Source organism: Salinibacterium sp. ZJ70 (assembly GCF_011751865.2).
Classification (GTDB): Bacteria; Actinomycetota; Actinomycetes; order Actinomycetales; family Microbacteriaceae; genus Homoserinibacter.
This window is the reverse complement of record NZ_CP061770.1, coordinates 1090118-1110111: the sequence shown is the minus strand read 5'-3', so window position 1 is coordinate 1110111 and position 19994 is coordinate 1090118. Positions and strand designations below refer to the sequence as shown.

Here is a 19994-nt window from a genome sequence, read left to right as displayed (position 1 = left end):
CACGTGCACACACACCCATGACCGAGAAAGGGTAGGAGAATGTGTGAACGTGCACACACTAGGCACGTCGTGGCGAACGTGTCAAACCGAACCCGTGGATATCCTGATGAGCATGGCTTCCTCACCCCTTCCCGTGCGCCGCGCGACCGTCCACGACGTCGCCCGTGTCGCCGGGGTCTCGCGGGGCACCGTGAGCCGCCTGCTCAACGGCCGGATGTACGTCTCCCGTGAGGCCCGCGAAGCCATCGAGGCCGCGATCCTCGAGGTCGGCTATGTGCCGAACACGGCCGCGCGCAACCTCGTCATGCAGCGCACTCAGGCGGTGGGATTCATCGTGCACGAGCCGCACTCGCTGTTCCTCGAAGACCCCAACATCGGCAACATCATGCTCGGCGCCAACACCGCGCTCTCCGAGTCGGACTACCAGATGGTGTGCCTCGTGGTCGACACCGAACGCGACACCGAGCGCGTCGCCCGGTACCTGAGCGGCGGGTTCGTCGACGGCGCGATCATCGTCTCCGCGCGCGACCACGACCCCATCGGCATCGCCGTGCAGCGACTCTCGCTGCCCGTCGCGTTCGTCGGCCATCCGCCCGGCATCGACGCGCCGTGGGTGGGCATCGACAACTTCGGCGCCGCGCGCTCCATCGTCGAGCGTCTGCGCGACACCGGTCGACGCCGCATCGGCATGATCGCCGCCGCGCTCGACCGCGATTCAGGATCGGATCGCCTCTCGGGCTTCCGCGAGGCCCTCGGCGACCGCTTCGACGCCTCGCTCGTCGAAGAGGTGCCGCTGTACTCGTACTCGGCCGGCGTCGCCGGCATGCGCGCCCTCCTCGAGCGCCACCCCGACATCGACGGCGTGTTCGCCGCCGCCGACTCGGTCGCCGCGGGCGCCGTCGACGCCCTCCGCTCCGCGGGCCGCAGCATCCCCCGCGACGTCGGCATCGTCGGCTTCGACGACTCCGCGTGGGCGACCCGCACCGATCCGCTGCTCTCGACCGTCTCGCAGCCCGCGAGCGCCCTCGGCACCGAAGCGGCGCGCAGCGTGCTCGCACAGCTCGCGGGAGCCGCCCATCCGGAAGCCGGCATCGTGCTGCCGACCCCGATCGTCTGGCGCGACTCCGCCTGACGCGACGCGTCAGCGTGTGCGCGCGACCTCATCCACGACGAGAGCCGGCAGACGCGGATCGGTGAGGACCCGGAAGTGCCCCATCACATCGAGCGTGATGTTGCGCGCGCCGGCGAGCTGCGAGCCGCCGGGGATGTGCGGATCCCACCGGGGTGCGATCGAGGTGATCCGCTCGTTCACGTGGGACGCCGCCTCCAGCCTGCGGATCACCGGATGCGACGGACTGAAGATGCGCAGCGACGGCGCCGGCATGCGATCCGCCAGCGCCGATCCTCCGAACGGTGTGGCCACGGCGATCATCCGATCCACACGCCGCTCGGGATCCCCGAACGCCATCACGTGCTTCCCGATGAGTCCGCCTTTCGAGTGCGCCACGATCGCCGCATCCCGAAGGTCGAGGTCTCGGATGCGCGCCGACACCACTCCCGCCGACCACGGGACCGGCCGACTGTTGAGCCCGAGTCGCAGGATCGCGTGCACCGGATGCCCCGCGGCGTGCAGCGCATCCGCGACCGGGCGCAGGTAGTGCCAGCGCTCGTACACACCCGGGATGAGCACGACGGGGCGACGGGAGCCTTCCGCGAACGCGGGCGGCACCGGCCAGGACGAGAGAGCACGCGTGCGGAATCGGAGCGCGTTCGGCAGGTCGCCCACGATGGCGCCCACGTGGCGCACCCGTCCTCGCGGCACGACGGCGGGCGCTTCGGCGTCGGGGCCCTCCACCGGGGTCGTCACGACCGCTCCTCGGCACCCGCGACGAGCGCGAGGATCTCGGCGACGATGACCTCCGGGTCGGAGTACATCACCGAGTGCGGGCCGGGAACCTCGACGAACCGCGCACCCGAGCGTTCGGCGAGCTCGACGCACCACGCGCGCGACACGACCGCGTCGCGTTCGCCGTGCACGATGAGCATCGGGTGCGACACCTGCGCGATGCGGTCCTCGAGGGCGTCATCCAGCAGCACGGGGAACTGGCGGATGAGGTACGGCAGACCGCACCGGAAGAGGTAGTCGGTGAACGCGATCCAGCTCACGACGAACGGCTCGCGCAGACTGTCGCGCAGCAGACTCACGACAGCGCGCGACGCGGTGCGCCGCTCGGGTTCGATCGTGGGTGCGATGAGCACGATCCGGTCGACCAAGTCGGGATAGCGCTCCCCCACGGCCGTGACCACCTGCGCGCCCATCGAGTGGCCGATGAGCACAACCGGGTCGAGACCCGCGTCGCGCACGAGAGCGGCGACGACCTCCACGTGGTCGTCGAGGCTCACGTGCGTCTTCGGATCCGGCGCGAAACCGTAGCCAGGGAGATCCACGAGGTGAACGCTGCCCTCCCGCGCGAGCCGCAGCGTGAGGGGCAGGAACATCCGCGACGACACCCCGATGCCGTGCACCAGCACGAACGCCGGCTGCCCGGCGCGACGCGCGCCGATCTCGGTGACCGCGAGCGTGAAGCGCCCGTGGCGCTGCCGCACGCTCACATAGCGCGTGCCGCGGAATCGACGGACGTATTCGCGCGCGGGCATGAACCGAGCCTATGCGTGCGTCGCGTGAACCGCGAGAGTGCCTCAGTCGTGCTGCGGCTGGGCCGCCGCGCCCGCGTGCGCGCTCTCGGCGAGCAGTTCGCGAACGCGCGGGATCACCACCTCGCCGTACAGCTCGATCTCGTGCATGAGGTGCTCGTGCGGCAGGGTGCCGAATGCGTACTTGAGATCGAAACGCTGCACGCCGAGCGTCTGGACGGTACGCGCGATGCGCTGCGCGACCGTCTCAGGCGAACCGATGTACTGCGATCCGTGGTCGATCTCGTGCTCGAACGAGTCCCGTGTGGCGGGCGGCCAGCCGCGCTCGGCTCCGATTCGATCGGCCATCTTGCGGTAGTGCGGCCAGGCGAGCTCGCGCGCCTCGGCGTCGGTGTCGGCGATGAATCCCGGCGAGTGCACGCCCACCGGAAGCGTGGGCTTGCCCATCTGCGCGAGCGCACGGTGATAGAGGTCGACGAACGGTGCGAAGCGCGCCGGGTCTCCGCCGATGATCGCGAGCGCGAGGGGGAATCCGTAGTGCGCTGCCCGCACCACCGACTCCGGCGAACCACCCACTCCCACCCAGGTGCGCAGCGGGCCGCCGTCGGTCTTGGGGTGAACGTCAGCGTCGACGAGGGGTGCCCGCGTCGAGCCCTGCCAGGAGACGGGCTCCTCCCGCAGCAGCTGGGCGAGCAGATCGATCTTCTCCTCGAACAGCACCTCGTAGTCGCGCAGGTCGAAGCCGAACAGCGGGAACGACTCGGTGAAGGAGCCGCGGCCGAGCGTGATCTCGGCGCGGCCGTTCGAGATCGCGTGCAGCGTCGAGAAGCGCTCGAAGACGCGCACCGGGTCGTCGGAGGAGAGCACGGTCACCGCGGTCGTGAGCGTGATGCGCTCGGTGCGGGCGGCGATGGCGGCGAGGAGCATCTCGGGAGCCGACACCGCGAAGTCGTCGCGGTGGTGCTCCCCGACCCCGAAAACATCGACGCCGACGCGGTCGGCGAGCACGCCCTGTTCGACGGTGTTGCGGATCACCTGGGCGTCGCTCACGCGCGTTCCGTCGAGGTCGACGGTCACGTCGCCGAAGGTGTCGAGTCCGAATTCGAGAGTCATGTGTTCATGCAACCGCATGAACTCTCGGCCTATTCCCCGCGAATCGTCAGACGGCGCGGGGCAGAGAGAGCGCGCCCGATTCCGACGTCTCGGCGTGCCGCGCGACGGGGTCTCCGGGACGGACGGGATCGCTCGGTGCGAGGTTGAGCTCGCTGCGCACGCGGTTGGCCGCGAGCTTGAGCTCCAGCTCATCGGCGACCAGCGCCGCGAGATCCTGCAGCGAATCCACCTGCGCGTCGGTCAGCGTCCGCGGCTGGAAGTCGAGAACCGAGAGCACGCCGATGTTGTGCCCCTCGGGCGAGCGAATCGGCACACCGGCGTAGAACCGCATCCCGAAATCTCCCGTGACCAGCTCGTTCTCGGCGGCACGTGCGTCGATCACGCAGTTGTCCACCACCCACGGCGCATCCTCGGCGATGACGCCCGCGCACAGGCTCTCGTCGCGCAGCAGCCCTGCGAGCTCGGTGCCCGGATGCGCGAGGAAGCGGATGTCGTCGTGCTCGACGATGCTCACGATCCCGACGGGCGCATCCGTGACGTGCCGTGCGAGGTTGGCGACGCGCTCGAACACCTCGTTGCTCGCCTGCGCGTACGGAAGATAGCGATGCACCGCGTTCATGCGCGCGGACTCCTCGGCGGGGAGCGGCGCCGGACGCGAACGGTGACGCCCCGCATCCTCGATGATGATCTGCCGCAGCGCGAGCATCACATCGCGGGTGGGGGGACGCTGCGCGGGATCACGCTGCAGCATGCCGCCCAGGAGACTCCGCCAGGAATCGGTGAGCTCCCCCGGGATCACAGGGTCGGACTTGAGACGCGCCACCGCCGAGGTCGCCGGGTCGCCGGGGTACTCGATGTGCCGCGTGAAGCACTCGAGCAGCAGCAGGCCGAGGGCGTACACGTCGGAGGCGGGGCCCACGAGGTCGCGCAGCACCTGCTCGGGGCTGAGGTACGCCGCCGTGCCCGTGGTGTTGGTCTCTTCGGGCCCGAGTGCAGCTGCCGTGTCGAAGGCGATGCCGAAGTCGGTGAGCCGGGCGCGCGTGCGCAGTCCGACGTCGCCGTACTCGACGAGCAGCACGTTGCTGGGTTTGAGATCGCGGTGGACGACACCGCGACCGTGCACATAGTGCAGCGCCTCCGAGAGGTCGTAGCCGATCTCGGCGATCGCGCGCGAGGTCAGCTCCCCGGCGGCGATCGCCTGCTCGAGATTCGGACCCGTGACGAGCTCCATGATGAGGAACGGGTGCGGCTCCTCGGGAACCGAGTCGTCGATCCCGGCGTCGAGCAGCGTGACGATGCCGTGGTGATTGAGCGACGCGAGCACCCGCAGCTCGGCGTCGAAGACGGGCGACGAGGTCGTCGAGGAGGCGATCGCACCGAAGAGCTTGAGCGCGACGTCGCGCCCCAGCTGCTCATCGCGCGCGCGGTAGACCTTCGCCATGCCCCCGCGGCCGATGACGCTCCCCGGACGATATCTACCCTTGAGCAGAACGTCCGCATACGATCCGTATGGACGATCCATTCGTGCCTCTTCTCTTCTCCGGATGCTACCCGCAAAGGCCGTGAATCCGAAGGATTCGTCTACCCTCGAATTGGTCACATCACCCAGGGCATGCGAGACGGCGCGCCCGCTGGGCGTGCCGTCGGTTTTCCGAAGGATTCAGGCTCGCGCAGGCGGGCCAGCGCAGAGCTCATCGACGGCGTCCGCTGCCGCGTCGCGTGACGCGAGCGCGGCAGCCTGACGGGTGCCAGAGGGTGACGAACTCGCCGTCTCCGCGCCTGGCAGCTTCCGAACGGAACCCCCCGGTCGCCCAGCTCTGGGCGGGAATAGGCGCAATGCGCCCAACCTCAAGAGTATCGTGCGCACACGGTTCGGGATACCGCGCGCCAACTGGCCCGTGATGGCGTCACGCGACGACGGCCCGCGGGCATGCCACGCGGCTCGGAGCGTGTCTCAGCGCACGAGCTCGATGAACCGGCTGAGCAGCGCGAAGCCGTCGGGCTTGGCAGGCAGGTGATCGACGAGCCGCGGCGAATGCACCAGGTACGACGCCCACTGCGCGCGCGAGATCGCGACGTTGAGGCGGTTGCGCGAGAGCAGGAACTCGATGCCGCGCGGCACATCCTCGGCGGACGAGGCGGCGAGCGTCACGATCGAGACGACCGCTTCCTGCCCCTGGAACTTGTCGACCGTGCCGACCCGCACATCCGAGAGCCCCGCGGCGTCGAGGGTGTCGCGCACGAGCTCCACCTGCGCGTTGTACGGCGTCACCACGATGAGGTCGTTCGGGGCGAGCGGACGCCGCTCGCCGTCGGTCCACGGCAGGCCGATGAGCTCGCGCGCGAGCTCGAGCACGGCGTGCGCCTCGTCGATCGACGACGTCGCGTCGCCATCGTGGTGCACGGGCACGGCGTGCAGACCCGGCTCGACACCGTCGAGGTGGCGCGCCGCCGCCGTGGGGTGCGAACTCAGCTCGCCCTCGTAGCTGAGGCGTGAGACGACTGCACTGAGAGCGGGATGCATGCGGCGGCTCTGCGGCAGGAAGTAGCCGAACTCGGCCGGCAGCACATCGTGGCCGGCACCGATGTGGCCGAGGGCCGCGCCGTCGACGGGGGCCGGATGGATGCCCTGGCTCACCTGGGGAAGCTGCTGCGGGTCGCCGAGCAGCAGCACGCGCTTCGCGGCGGAGGCGACCCCGATCGTGTTCGCGAGCGAGAACTGCCCTGCCTCGTCGATCACGAGAAGGTCGAGCTGATCGGCGGCGATGCGCTTGGTGTTGGTCATGTCCCACGCGGTGCCGCCGATGACATAGCCGGAAGCGTCTCGGTCGGCGGCGAACGACGCGTGCCGATCCTTGGCGATCTCGGTGAAGCGGCTGTCAGCGTAGGAGCCGGGCTGCTTGCCCGTCTGCACCGCTTTGCCCACGAGCGAGCCGTCGAGGCCAGCCCGCACCACCCCATCGAGCACATGCTCGACGACCTTGTGCGACTGTGCGGTCACCCCGACGCGCCAGCCGTGCTCGGCGACGAGCGTGCGGATGACATTCGCGGCCACATACGTCTTGCCGGTTCCGGGCGGGCCCTGCACGGCGAAGTAGCCGCGGTCGCGTGCGAGCAGCGAGCTCACGACGGCGGGCACCGCCGCATCCGGAGCCTCCATCTCGGCGAGCGGGGATCCGGATGCCGCGGGCGGTCGCACGCGCAGCAGATCCGACTCGGCGCGGTCGGGCCACTCCCCCGTCGACGCGCGCGAGGCGAAGCCGGCGATCGCGGTCTCGACGCTGCCACCGCGCGGCGGGGGGCCGGGGGTGAGGGCGAGGGGCGACGCCTCCCACGGCTCCTGCGAACCGGGGCAGAACTCGGTGACCCGCACGGCCGTGTCGCGGCCGTCCTGTTCGAGGAACTGCGCAGCGACGTCGAGCCGCGAACCGGGTGCACGACCGAGACCCGTGTAGGGCGTCGGGTGGTCGTACACGAGATACGCGTCGCCGCGGTCGGGCGCCGAACCGCTGCCGGGCGCCCATGTGCCGTGCAGCACGAGCTCGCGGCTCCAGCGGGTGCGCGCCTGCTGCCAGTCACGTGTCACCTCGATGCGCTCGATTTGGAACACCCCGCGCTGATCGATCCACTCATCGACAGGCTCCGAGAGCCGTGCGAAATGCTCCCACCAGAACGCCTTCGCCTCGCGGCGGTGGTAGTCGAGGGCCGCGGCGGTGAGCCGGAACGCCTCAGCGTCGAGGGCATCCCCGCGCTCGTCGGCGTCACGCGCGTGGCCGACGAGCACATCGGCGAGGGGGTTCTCGTCGAACGGCGCGAGCTGCACGGGCACGTCGTCGCCCTGCCCCGGATGGATGCCCCGCTCGGCGGCGAGAGAGAGCATCCAGTCACGCAGGCGATGCGTCGAGACGCAGTCGTAGCGGTTGTAGTCGGCGATGGCGTCGAGCTCGCGCTGCGCCTCATCCGTCTGCCCCAGCTGCATGAGCTCGGCGGCATAGCGGTACTGCACGACGGATCCGACGGCGTTCGTGACGCCTTCGTCGTCGCGCAGCTCATCGCCCATGTACAGCGGCTCGAGCTTCTTGATCGAATACGACGGAACGCCGACGCGCAGCATGCGCCGCACCACCGGGTAGAGGTCGACGAGCACGTTGTCGCGCAGCAGCTGGTCGACCTCGTGCTCGAACTCGCCGTGGCGTGCCGCGATGCTCAGCAGGTGGGTGCGCTCGTACGAGGCGTAGTGGTAGATGTGCATGCCGGGGTGCGCGGCGCGTGTGGCGCTCACGAGGGCGATGAAGTCGCGCAGCGCCTGCCGCTCGGCGTCCAGGTCGTGCGCCCAGAGCGCGGTGAAGGTCTCGCTCGTGTCGACCATGCCGAACAGGTAGTCGAGGCCCCACTCGGTGCGCTCACCCCTCTGGATGCTCCACAGCGGGTCGCCTTCGAAGTCGAAGAAGAGGTCGCCGGGGTTCGGGGCGGGCAAGGCCGCGATCGCCTCGGGCGCGATCACGTCGACGGGCGGCAGCGGGCCGTCGTGGGCGTGCAGCTGCAGGCGAGCCTGCTGGCTGAGGGCCCGGTAGGTGCGCTCGGGGACGTCGCACCCCTCCGGGCGCGTCTGCGTCGCCGCGAGCTGGGTCATCGTCGTGATGCCCGCCGCGCGCAGTTTGGCGCGCTGAGTGAGCCGCATGCCAGCCACCTGCAGCAGGTCGTCGTGCAGGGCCACCTGCTCGGCGCAGTGCACGCAGCGGCCGTCGATCGCGAGGTCGTCATCGCCCCACTGCGCGGGCCCGGCGGCGGCGCGCCGCTGCTCGATCACGTGGCGCAGGCGCTCCATCCGCACGGTGTGCACGGGCACGATGTCGCGCACATCGTGGGCGGCGACCGTGCCGTCGCCGAGCAGCAGCTCGACGGTGTCGTCGACGGGGATGCCGAGCCGCACGAGGTGCTGGTGGTAGGCGGCGAGCTGCAGCAGCGCCGTGACCTTGACGGATCGCGCGAGCTTGGTGTCCTGGACGCGATAGGTGCCGTCGGCCTGCCGCACGAGGAAGTCGGCATAGCCGATGGTGGGGAACTCGGGGTCGGTCTCGTCGAAGAAGGTCGCCTGGAAGACGATCGGCGCTCCGCTCGCGAGCGCCTCGACGGTCGCCGTGGCGGCGTCGCGGATGTTCTCGAGCGTCGGGGGCGAGGGCCGTTCGAACTCGACCACCGCATCCGCACCGAACTGCGCGCGGTAGGCCTCCAGCTGCGTCGCCTCGTGGGCGTCGCCGAGCGCCCCCGCGAGCTTCAGCATGGGGTCGTCATCGAGCGGCACCGATTCGAGGCGACCGAGGCGCTTGTCGAGCACGCGCGCGAACGCGAACTCACAGTCGGACAGCAGCTTGAGATCGCTCGGGCTCGTGACGATCGCATCGCCGAGGATGAACATGGGTGGTGGGTGCTCCGATCAGCTCGCGTGGTCTCGACGCTAGCGCCCGGCACCGACATCCGGGAGCGGATCAGCAGGTGCGCGGCTCAGCAGCGGGCGAGAACCGCCTCGAGCACCCCACGGTCATCGTCGGGCATCGCGAGACCGTAGGTGGCGACGACGTTCACGAACTGCTCGGCGTACGCGCAGTGGTGGGCGGCATTCGGCGGCATCCAGCGCGCGGGACCCGCATCGGATTTCTGCATATTGGTGGGGCCGTCGACCGCGAGCAGATTCAGCTGGTCGCTGTGGAAGCGCTCGCGCTCGTCGGCGCTCCACGCCGAGGCCCCGTACCGCCACGCCCACGCGAGCGGGACGACATGGTCGATCTGCACCGCCTGCGAGGTCTCGTTGCCGCGCACGAAATGGATCGTGGATCCCGTGTACGGATCGTGCAGCGTGCCGGATGCGACGACGCAGTCCCGGGTGCCCGGCCGGAAGGCCACATCGATCAGGTCGCGCGCGAGCACATCGTTGCGGGCGTCGCACCCGTTGCGATCGGGGTCGCCCCACCCATTCCCGAAGGCGCTGCGCTCGTACCAGAGCGCCGCGGAGGTGGCGGTGGGGACAGTGGCGAGGGTCGCGAGGGCGGGGTGTGGAGCGGGGGCGGAGGGCGCTGCCGATTCGGCGGGCGCGACCGTCGGCTCGGGTGCGGGCGGATCCGGGAGGAGCGTTGCGGACGGCCGCGGCTCGGGCGTCTCGCTGGGGACCGTGTCGGGACGCGGCGACACAGTGGGCGCTGTGAGCCCCCCGCTCGCCGCGCCCGGAATCTCGCCTCCGAAGTGCAACCCCAGCGCGATGAGCAGGATGGCAAGCGGAATCCCGAGGGATGCGAGCGGGGGCAGGGCGCGGAAACTTCTCGACATCAGATGCCCAGGTTAGGTGACACCTCAGACACAGGGGTCGCGTAACCCGACCTTCCCCCTCCGAGCGCATGCACCGCGTCGAGAGGAACGGGACCCACAACATCCACACGGACCAGCACATCGAAGCCCGTACCCGAATCCGACGGCAGCGCGCGGCTCACCAGCCCCGGTCGCGACGCCACGATCGGCTGGTCGACCACCGGCTCCGGGCCCACCACATAGGAGGCGACATCCTGGTGGTGCGCCTGCTGCACGCGGTGCGTCGAGATCGCGAGCGCGCTCAGCGGCGGCGGAGCCACAGGGCTTGCCGACACCGGCTCGAGCAGGAAGTCGCTCCACCCCCGCGTCGACTCCGCCGTGCGGGTGCGCTGGAAAGCCGACATCGGGTCGGCGCGGCGCAGAGGTGCCACGGAGATGCGCTCCCCCGCCTGCACGTCCTCCTGGAGCCCGTCAGCAATCGCCGCGAGCTCGCGGGCCGCGACAGCTTCGAGCACATCCCGCTTCCCCATGTACTGCCGCACCAGGCTGCGGGAGTTGTTGGGGGCGTCCGGCACATCCGCGTCAAGCGCGTCGGGATCGAGCTCTGAGCGATCCAGACCCAGACGGTCTGCGATCTCGTTCAGCAACTCGCGAAACGCTGCGTCGCGCCATCCGCGGCGCACGATCTCCTCGGCGGCGTCGCGTGTGATCCGGTCCGCTCCCGTGCCGACACCCTCCACCGCTTCGCCGATGGACATCGCGAAGGGCATGACGTCGGGATTCAGACCCGAGCCGGCACCCTCGGTCCACTCCGCGGGGACCTCCCACGGGTCATACAGAGCAGCCGTGATGAGGTCGATCCACTCGTCGGCCTGCTGATGGATCGACTCGAGTCGCTCGAGCTCGCCTCGCAGCGCATCGAGTCGCGCGCCGCGTGTGTGCGCCACGTGCTCCGCGAGTCGCACGCGGTTCGAGAACGTCGACCAGCCGCGGTAGTAGCGGGTGAGCAGCAGCAGGATCACAACCAGCCAGATCCCTGCGGCCATGAGCAGAGCGACCCACCATTCCGGGTACCGACCCTCCGCGACGAGCTCATCGATCGCCTGGCGCGCCTCATCGCTGTTCGGGAATCGGAGCGCGATGACGATCGCCGTCGCGACAGCGACGACGAACGTCGTGACCGCCGCGCCGAGATGGAAGGACTTGCGCAGCCGCACGAGTTCGCGCGGCTCAGGCAGTGCGAGCTCTCCGGACTCCTCGCGCGCGACCTCACGCGCTGCGTGCTCGCGTGAGGCATCCATGCGGTCGGCGAGACGCGCCACGAACGTCGAGCGCTGGTCTTCCACCCATTCGAGGAACGAGTCGAGAACACCCTGCTCCCACTCCGCGCGCACCGACGCGATCTGGAACTGCTCTGCCGACTTCTCAGCCTCGCGCGCCGCCGTGCGGCATCGGTCGTTCGCACGGGGCCAATCGGCCGCGGATGCCTTGTGGGCGGCGGCGACCTCCGCGGTTGCGTCCTTCGGAGCCTTCACGAGTGTGACGCGCCCGTCGCTGCGCACCTTGATCAGCCCCGCATCCACGAGACGACCACGCAGCTCGTCGCGCGCCGCCTCGGCGGCGACGCGCTCGGCTTCGGCGTCGGTCGCGACGGCCTGCCAGTTCGCCGCCACGGCGACGGCCTCGTCCCGCGTCTCCGCGAGACGGGTCTCGATCGTGCGATCGTGGCGCACATCCGTCCACGTCACCCGCTCCGGGAATCCATCCGGAGGGGCGGGGTGCCGCCACTCGGTGCGAGGGTCGGGTGCAATGGGGCTCAGGGAGTCGAAGACCGGAGCCCGGCCGTCGATCTCGGCGAAACCCCCTCCCGCGGGTCCGGAGCTGCCGTCCACCGCGGAGAACACGATCTTGCGCAGCCCCGACCACAGACGCGGAGCGGAATGCACCGCCGGGCGGGAACGCGCCGAACGACCGAACGTCGGCTCGAGACGCTGACGCTGGAGACGCTGCATCGCGAGCAGCAGACGCGCGTCGTGGGAATCCGGATCCTGATCGAGCAGGAGCTGCACCTGACGAAGCCCTTCCTCGCCCTGCAGCTCCTGCCCCACGCGGCGCGCGAAGGCATCGTGGATCCAGGTCGACGTCCAGTGCGGCATCCGGGAGATCTTGCCTCCGGCGAAGCGCAGGAACAGACCCAGTTGCTCCCACACGCCCACCTCGGCGCGAGTGGGCGCCGACTCGACAGCAGGCTGGCGGAACGCGAGCGCCGAGTCGTCGAGATCCATACCCGCTTCGACCATGGAGTCGACGTAGCGGGGCACACTCTTGTCAGGGATCGCCGAGGTGCCATCCGGCGTGACCGTGACGCCAGCTGCGCTGACAGCGCCGCGGTACTCGACCAGTTTGCCGAGGACATCCGCCGCCGCACGGCGGGAGATCCCGCCCGTGAGCACTCCGCGTACGAAGACGCGCTGCATCCAGATGCTCTGGGTTGCCGAGCTCTCGCGATCGAACAGCTCCAGGGTGCCCACGGGGGCCCCCTTCCAGAGCCCCGCGAGCGTCGCGAGATGCATGAGCACGAAGCCCCCGAAGCGTTCGTTCTCGCGCACGAAGGCGTCCCCCGCGTTCGGCGTCGCGCGATCCTCGGGAGAGGCCACCACGACGACGCTCGAGTCGTTCTCGGCGCCACGCAGGCGCTCGTCGAGCTGCACCTGCGTCGGGGTGCAGATGAGGCTCATCTTGTCGAGGTCTATCGCATCCGTATCACCCGAGCCCAGCGGGTTGACCTGCGGCATCGAGAGCGCCACGTAGCGGGCCACCACATCCGAGAGGTCGTCCTGGTGGTCATCGGCCTCGGCATCGACGCTCGGGGAGCGCAGCTTGACCACGCGCACCCGCGACATCTCCTCGAGCGCGAGCATCTCGAACAGGTCGACCTCTTGCTCGATCAGCGCACGTTCATCGTCGACATCGATGAGCGTCGCCGTCACCCGTGGCGGACCGTCGCCCACCACGATGCCGTCCGGGAACACCCATGCGGCGGGCGAGATTATCCCGTGTCGTGTCCACTCGCGGACGAGCGCCAGAAGCTCCTCCCCCTGAGGACGGGTCGAGAAGAGGACGATGCTGACCGCACCGTCGCGCCACATCGACATCTCAGATTCCGCTCATGGGCGGCTTGACGCTCGCGGTGGCGGAGCGCAGCTCCTCGAGCACGCTCACCACGACGTCGCGGATCTCCCACGACACGGGGTACGAGAACACGGAGGTGTCGACATCCTGCATGATGACGTTCTTCGTGAAGCTGTCGAGCTCGTCCACGAAGAAAGCACGCAACGCGCTCTGACGCGCCTCGAGCGAATCAGTCGGAGTTCCAGCGCGCTCCGCATTCGGCATGGGCGCGTTCACGGGCATCTTGCCGTCGCGCAGCCAGCTCTCGAGCGCGGGGCTCACCTCGCCGGGCTTGCCGCCGAGATCGAGCAGTGCGTGATAGGCGTACAGCGGCGCGAGTGAGCTCTCCGCATTGCACAGCGCGACCGCGATCGTGAGGGACTCCATCACGACTCCGGGGTAGTCGTACCATTCGATGCGTCCGTTCCCGGCGTACAGAAGCGGGAACGGGAACGACACCTCGGTCCGGTGCTCGGCGCTCCAGATCCCGAGCCGCGGACCGCGGTCGTCTCCCTCGCCCTGCGTGAGTTGCCCGAGAGCCTTCGCGACATACCAGCCGCGGAGCATCGAGTCGAAGACGTCCGGATCGGCGGGTGCTGCTTCCTTGAGCAGGCGCCCGCGTTTCCACTGCCAGAATGCCGCACGCGTGTCAACGGTCGCCGAATCGGTGAGCCAGCCGCGCGCGATGGGCGCCATGACCGAGTCCATCACCATCGGCTGGAACGGGAAGGCCGCGGGCGTAAAGATCTCGATGCTGTCGACCTTCGCGTCCTTGAACCAGCGCTTGGACGTGTTGTCGTTCCAGACTCCCGCCGAGACGAGAGCCGCCTTGGTGAGCTCGTACATGTCCGAGCCATCGGAGAACGGAATGGCGCTGAAGAGCGGGGCGTTGCCCTCGCCGATCGACTTTGCGTGCACCTCTGAGAGCAGCGACGGATTGAGTTTGACCAGAGGCTCGCTCGCCCCGAGCGCCGCCGCGAGACCCTCGCGGTAGGCGTCCTTGCGGGCCTTGAGTTCGTGGGGCGCGACCGTCTGCGCATCGAAGTGCTTGTCGAGCGTCTCAGTGATGTACGACTCGAAGGGGAAGCCCGAGCGCAGCATCCAGTGGTGGGCACGCTGCTGGTAGATCTCGGTCTTCTCCGCGACCGCGAACATAGGCCGCTCCACGATCGAGGACAGCTGCTGCAGGTTACCGGTGGTTGCCGGCTTCCAGTCGCGGCGCACCTCGATGAACGACCACAGGTTCTGGTTCGCGACCCCCTCGTTCGGGCGCGGTCCGCAGATGAGGTCGGTGACGGCATCCAGCACCGCCTCGTCGAACTTGCGGCGCCCGAAGGTCTGCTCGACGAGCCGCTGGAATTCCGCGGGGTATTCGGTGTGCTTGACGAGCAGGCGCTCGTTCGGCGCGGGTTCGTACTTGCGCGGCACCGACGTGGACGTACGGTGCGGCCAGTTCGGGTACTCGTTCTCGCGTCCGTCATCCTGCACGCGCTCGGTCACGCGCATGAGCAGCGCCCGGTGCGCGGAGGCAAGGTGCTCCTTGAGCGGGACGATGAACTCACTGCGGAGCTCCACCACGAGTCGGGATCCGACCTCGCGGAGGTTGGCCTCGGCCTCCCACTCGAACGAGTCCTCGACGTCGTTGAGCGCCGTCTCGAACGCATCCTGCTCGGGGCGGATGGAGTCCTTATTGGCCGCCGATCCGAGAGCCTCGCTGATACGACTGGCAACGCGCGTGATCCACCCGCGGTAGCCCTGGGCCTCGTTGAGAAGGTTCGACGACGCCGCGTCGAGGGCGCGCGAGAGCCGCTCGAGCAGTTCGACCACCACGGGAAGCCCTTGACGCGCGATATAGCGCTCGACGGTGTCGATGATGTGCGCGGGCGCGGTCTTCGTCCACGCCGTGACGAGCAGGTCGACCTCGCTCGTGTCGCGCGCGAGGAAATCGGGAACGAGCGTCGTGCGCGCGTTCGTCAGCCGGTAGTACCAGTCGCTCTCGCTCAGCCCGCCCGTCTTCGCGTCGAGCCCATGCACACAGCTGTCTCGCACAGCCTGGCGGAACTCAGACTTGAGGAGGGTTCGTGCGTCGTCCGGCCGAAGCTGGTTGATGACGTCGTCGTGGCCCTCCATCTCCTCGTCGAGACGGAGGTCTCGGATGAAGGCGCCGAGCGCCTGGTCGGCGCGGTACTCGATCCACTCACGCTCGGTGCGCTGCTCGAGACGTGGGTCCTCCTCCGTGTGCGCGTAGAGGGCGCGGTCGAGCACCGAGCGTGCGAAGCGCTCGGAGGCGTAATCGAGGAACTTCTCGCGCCCGAGCGTGATGCGGCCGAAGCCGAGCGAGGCGAACGCGGGAGCCTGGTCAGCAGCTGATCTGAGGCGCGAATGGTCGGCGAGCGCGTTTGCGGCGACGTTCACATTCCAGTTGGTGGCGACGTAGGCGTCCAGGTCGCCCTGCACCTTGTCGTCTGTCATCCACGCCGTCATGCTCGTGGAGATCGCCGAGTACACGTCGCCCTGGTTATCGAACGCGACCTTCGAGTTCTGGCGGCCGATGATGAAGGGATACTCTGCGCCCACCCGGGCCCGCGCACTTCCCGCCTCGACGCTGATGCCCTTGCTGCGGTACAGCTCAAGCGTCGCCTTCGAGGGATTCTTCGTCCAGAAGCCGCTCATTGTCTCGGCGATCGTGGCGAGAGCGTTGCTCGCGATGCCAGCTCCACCCTTGATCTGGTCGAACACGTCGGGCGCGTAGAGCAGCGAATAGAACTGGTGCGCCCATGGCTCGCTGCGCACTGTCGACTTGACCGCCTCGATGACGTCGAGATACTGCCCGGCGCCTGATCCGCCTGCGACCGAGGACACGATGATGACCGTCGGTTCGGGATGCGCGCCTCCCTCTTTGCGAGCACCCAGCAGTTCGCCCAGGAGCTCGAGTTCGCCGACAGCCGACGAATCCCGCATGCGATCGATCGCGTCCTTCGCCGCACGCGCGACCTCATCGAGCTTCGACACGACGACCGCTCGGCCAACCGCGCGGAACTGCCCAGCGCCCTTCGCGAGAGGGACGCGCACACGCTGCGGATCGGGCAGCATGCGGGTGATCTCGTTCTGGACTTCGCCGCCGAGTCCGCGGCCCACAATCGCCGCGTGCACGTTCTCGTATGAGGAGTTCGCTGCGACAAGGCCCTTGTAGTCGGTCGCCGGAAGGAACGGCATCACATACTCTGCACCATCCTGCCGTATCGGCGTGTCGAAGTGGAGCAGCTGCCAGGCGGCGGGGATGCCGCGATCCCATCCCGCCTGCTCCAGACGCAGCTCGAGCGCGTGGCGGAGACCACGGAGGGTCTTTCCGCCGGACCCGCCGACTCCGACGATGAGAAACGGTCGCAACATGTGGGTACCTCTTCGGGCTTCAGGCTGGCTGGGTCAGGATGGACGGGCTCCCCGGATCACCGGGGTCGCCGAGGTGGCGGAGGCTCGCTGCCGCCCGGGGGCGACGCGAGACGAGGTGGAGGTGCCCCGGGGCCAGCGGCTCCAACGGGACCGGATCGACGGGGCGGCTCGCCGGTGCGGGGAGACGGCTCTCCGCGGCGCGGCGGCTCCGCCGTGAGGCCCGATCCCGCGGTACGGCGCGGCGGTTCGCTCGGATCGGACGGCGCGGCTCCAGCGCGACGAGGGGGCTCGCCGGCATCGTTGGAGGCTGTCGCGCCGCCGCGCGATGCACGCGGGGCGCGCGAGGACTCCGCGGACTCCCCCGCCTCTCGGATCGAGCTCAGCTGCCGCGCAATCGACTTGTCGTTCACGATGCCTGCGATGCGACTCAAGAACAGCGCTGGGTCGGTGTGCTCGGCGCGAAGGTACGCGATGAGCCGGGCCGAGATCGGCTCGTCAGAGCGTCGCCGCGCGGCATCCGCGGGGAGCGCAATCCCCCACAGCCGCCCAAGGTCGCCTGGAACGCCGAGCAGCTCGCCGCGGGCCGCAGCTGCCCGACGCGACGTGGGCATCGCACCTGCGGGGCCCACCAGCACGCGGCCAGCGGGTGGCGTCAGCTCGTACCACGGGTTCGCGAAGGGCTGGGCAGGTACACGCGCGTTCACCACGCCCAGGCCGTCGACCTCGACGCGACGCGCATCCGCGCCACCCTGTTGGAAGACGAAGTCGTTCAGGCCCCAAGCGCGAGCAGTGAGCGGCGCACCCTCAGCGTCCGTGATGGTGCCGTCGGGGGCGATGCGGATGGCGATCGACGCGCGCAGCAGCTGCTTGCCCACGTTGACCTTCGTGAACAGCAAGTTGAACAGCCACAGGAGCAGCAGCGGCAGGAGGAGTCCCGCCACCAGCAGGCCGATGAGGGTCGCGAGGAAGACAGCGATGTTGGCGGGCTTCTCGATCTGGAAGGTGAGATCGAGTTCGCCCGCGAGGGTGTCGCCCGCCCCGGCGTAGGTGACCGGGATGTGCGTGCGGATCTCGCGATTCGCCGCAGCATCCGTCGTCATGACGATCTCGAGCTTCTCCGATTCCCCGGGCCCGACGGTGACGCACGAGCCATCGTGCTCGACGAACTCCCACTTCCACGCCCAGGTGCCGTCGGCGTTCTGCTCACCGCTATCGGACCCCGGGAAGCAGACTTCGCCTGTCGTCACCCCGTCAGAGGGGGCGGACACCACGATCGTGGCGGTCAGCACATCGTCGTCGCCACTGAGCGGCACGGAAGGGTTCTCGATCGTCGCCGAAGGCATCTGCTCGCGCGCAGAGACCGGTGTCGTCATCCGCGCCGATACGTCGGCGACCTCGATGCCGCGTTCGGCGGTGGCGACGCCACCGAGGGTCGCCGTGAACTCGATGAAGTCGGTGACCTCGGTCACGTCGTAGATGACGACGAATTCGTGGCCGTCGCCGACACGCTCGGCGTCGAGGGTGACCATGCGCGACGGCAGTCGAGCGGAGACGGTGAGCGCATCGAAGGTGAAGTCGTCGAGAGTGACGTCACCCTCCCCGGTCCACGCGACGCGCAGGGTGAGTTCTGCTGGTTCGTCCCCGCCTGCGACGAGCGGACTCGACGGCTGGGGGAAGTCGATGCTGAGGGCGCTGCGGTAGAAGAGGTCGGCCGCGGCGAGCGAGCCACCCCATCGCCACACCCCGTGATCCGCACGGGCGATCGCCGGCGACGTGATGCGGTTGGCTGCGCCCGCGGACTCGATGGTGAAACTGCCGGGGCTCTGCGGGGTGAACGAGGCTCCGGCGGGTGAGGTGATGCTCCAGTTCGGATCGGTGGTGATGATCGAGAACGACGCGATGCCTGGCACGACGTGGAAGCTGCCGTCGGCCGCGAAATCCGACTGGCGCCCGCCCTTGACAGCCTCACCGAGGCTCATGAAAACGGTCGCGAGAGAGTCGACGCTCGTCGCCTCCAGGTAGATGCCGCGATTCTCGCCCTCGTGCTCGGCGCCGCCGCACCCGCTGTCCCCGCCCGCCTTGCCTTCGACGAGGGGCTTCATGTTCGGCGCGTAGGCCCCCCACTTGTCGTTGTAGTGCGGGTCGGCATAGCGCACACCGAAGACCGAGACATCCGTGCGGCGCAGCTCCGCGAGCAGACCGTCGGATCCATCGGCCCCGCACAGCTGTCCGAACGCGTCGGCGGAGGCAGCGTCGCTGTATGAGACGTTGAGCCCGCCGTCGGTGAACCAGATGAGTGCCTGGCACCGCGCGGTGTCACCCTGACGCTGCGAGGCGAGGCTCTGCTGGGCCGCCTGCAGACCGCGAAGCCAGTCGGTGGAACCGTCGGTGCGTTTCGTGCGGATGAGCATGTCGATGGAGGCGACGTGCTCGTCGATCCGATCCGGCTCGACTGCGCGCCAGGCCTGGCCCTCGGCGTAGCGATCAGCGAAGAAGCCGACGGCGTAGCGAACGCTCACGTTCGGCACGCTCGCGAGTTGCCGAAGGCTGTTGGCGAGCAGGTCGGCACGGACCTTGTCGCGGTCGGTGTCGCTCAGGCTGCCGGAGCTGTCGACCAGGTAGAAGACGTCGAGGCTCGCATCCGGCTGCGACAGGCACGCGCGCAGATCGTCGACGCCCCGTTGCCCCGTGGGCGAGAGGATGCCTCCGCTCGCCGCGGCGGCCTGTGCCGGAGTGGCCGGGAGCGGCGCTCCGAGAAGGCACAAAGCGGCGAGAACGGCGAGAGCGCCCCCGAGGCGCGAGCGGGCGTTCATGCGGTCGCCGCGAGGTAGGCGATGTTGTAGATGTGCCAGGCACCCACAACCATGGCGCACATCGCCATCCCCTGGAGCGCGCGCGTATAACGGGGCTTGAGACCGAAGTTGCGGTCGCGCAGACCGAGTCGCTGGCCGATCCGATCCCAGATGAGCGCGCCGATGACGACGAAGGGCGTGAGCAGGTAGCCCGCGATGCTCAGTTCGTGTGTGCTGTCATCCGCCACCCAGAGGTGGAATTCGCCGCTGAACGGCTGCTCCGTGACGGTCGCCGCGGTCCACGCAGCGAGTGCGATTCCGCTCGCGAGACCGGCGGCACCCATGACGAGTGGCCAGTGGCTCGCAACAGGCTGCGAGCTGCGTCGCGGGGCGGCGACGCGGGGCGCGGTAAGCGAATTCATGTGGTCTGTCTCGGGTCAGCAGCTTCCCCGGAAAGCAGGGCGCGTGTCGGGCACATCTCGCAGGGATGCGCCTCAACTTACCGACGCGAGGCGTCCTCGGCAGACCCCAGAACTGGGGCGAACACGATAGGTGATGTGTCTCACT

Annotated in this window: 11 protein-coding genes; 1 reads left to right on the top strand and 10 read right to left on the bottom strand. The window is 69.2% G+C overall.

What is annotated here, in order from left to right; translation table 11 throughout:
- The first annotated feature begins 112 nt into the window (after positions 1-112).
- Positions 113-1132, top strand: coding sequence for a LacI family DNA-binding transcriptional regulator (locus HCR12_RS05190; RefSeq protein WP_166869297.1), 1020 nt, complete (start codon positions 113-115; stop codon positions 1130-1132).
- A 9-nt stretch (positions 1133-1141) separates the two neighbouring features.
- Here the strand turns inward: HCR12_RS05190 and HCR12_RS05185 are convergent, their stop codons facing one another.
- The 10 genes from HCR12_RS05185 to HCR12_RS05140 form a co-directional block, all read right to left on the bottom strand.
- Complete coding sequence (locus tag HCR12_RS05185) at positions 1142-1867, bottom strand: esterase/lipase family protein (RefSeq protein WP_166869299.1); 726 nt, start codon at positions 1865-1867, stop codon at positions 1142-1144.
- Positions 1864-2658 carry an alpha/beta fold hydrolase gene (locus HCR12_RS05180; RefSeq protein ID WP_166869301.1) on the bottom strand — a complete coding sequence of 265 codons (795 nt, stop codon included), beginning with the start codon at positions 2656-2658 and terminating at the stop codon, positions 1864-1866. The genes HCR12_RS05185 and HCR12_RS05180 overlap by 4 nt, the downstream gene beginning before the upstream one ends.
- Positions 2659-2700: 42 nt before the next feature.
- Entirely contained in the window at positions 2701-3768 is a 1068-nt protein-coding gene (locus tag HCR12_RS05175; RefSeq protein ID WP_166869303.1) for an LLM class flavin-dependent oxidoreductase, read from the bottom strand.
- Positions 3769-3814: 46 nt separating this feature from the next.
- Positions 3815-5290 (bottom strand): protein kinase domain-containing protein, encoded by a 1476-nt coding sequence (locus HCR12_RS05170; protein WP_167051362.1) that lies wholly within the window; start codon positions 5288-5290, stop codon positions 3815-3817.
- 432 nt (positions 5291-5722) lie between these two features.
- On the bottom strand, positions 5723-9187 hold the full coding sequence (locus tag HCR12_RS05165) for a TM0106 family RecB-like putative nuclease (RefSeq protein WP_166869307.1): 3465 nt from the start codon (positions 9185-9187) through the stop codon (positions 5723-5725).
- Positions 9188-9273: 86 nt separating this feature from the next.
- A complete protein-coding gene (locus tag HCR12_RS05160; RefSeq protein ID WP_166869310.1) occupies positions 9274-10092 on the bottom strand; it encodes an HNH endonuclease family protein in 819 nt (272 codons plus the stop codon).
- Positions 10092-13226, bottom strand: a complete 3135-nt coding sequence (locus tag HCR12_RS05155) for a hypothetical protein (RefSeq protein ID WP_166869312.1) — start codon at positions 13224-13226, stop codon at positions 10092-10094. The genes HCR12_RS05160 and HCR12_RS05155 overlap by 1 nt, the downstream gene beginning before the upstream one ends.
- Position 13227: 1 nt before the next feature.
- Entirely contained in the window at positions 13228-16635 is a 3408-nt protein-coding gene (locus tag HCR12_RS05150) for a tubulin-like doman-containing protein (protein ID WP_166869314.1), read from the bottom strand.
- A gap of 56 nt (positions 16636-16691) precedes the next feature.
- Positions 16692-19448: a vWA domain-containing protein gene (locus HCR12_RS05145; protein ID WP_166869316.1), complete on the bottom strand. Its 2757-nt coding sequence runs from the start codon at positions 19446-19448 to the stop codon at positions 16692-16694.
- A complete protein-coding gene (locus HCR12_RS05140) occupies positions 19445-19849 on the bottom strand; it encodes a hypothetical protein (protein ID WP_166869318.1) in 405 nt (134 codons plus the stop codon). Before HCR12_RS05140 ends, HCR12_RS05145 begins: the two co-directional genes overlap by 4 nt.
- Positions 19850-19994: the final 145 nt, after the last annotated feature.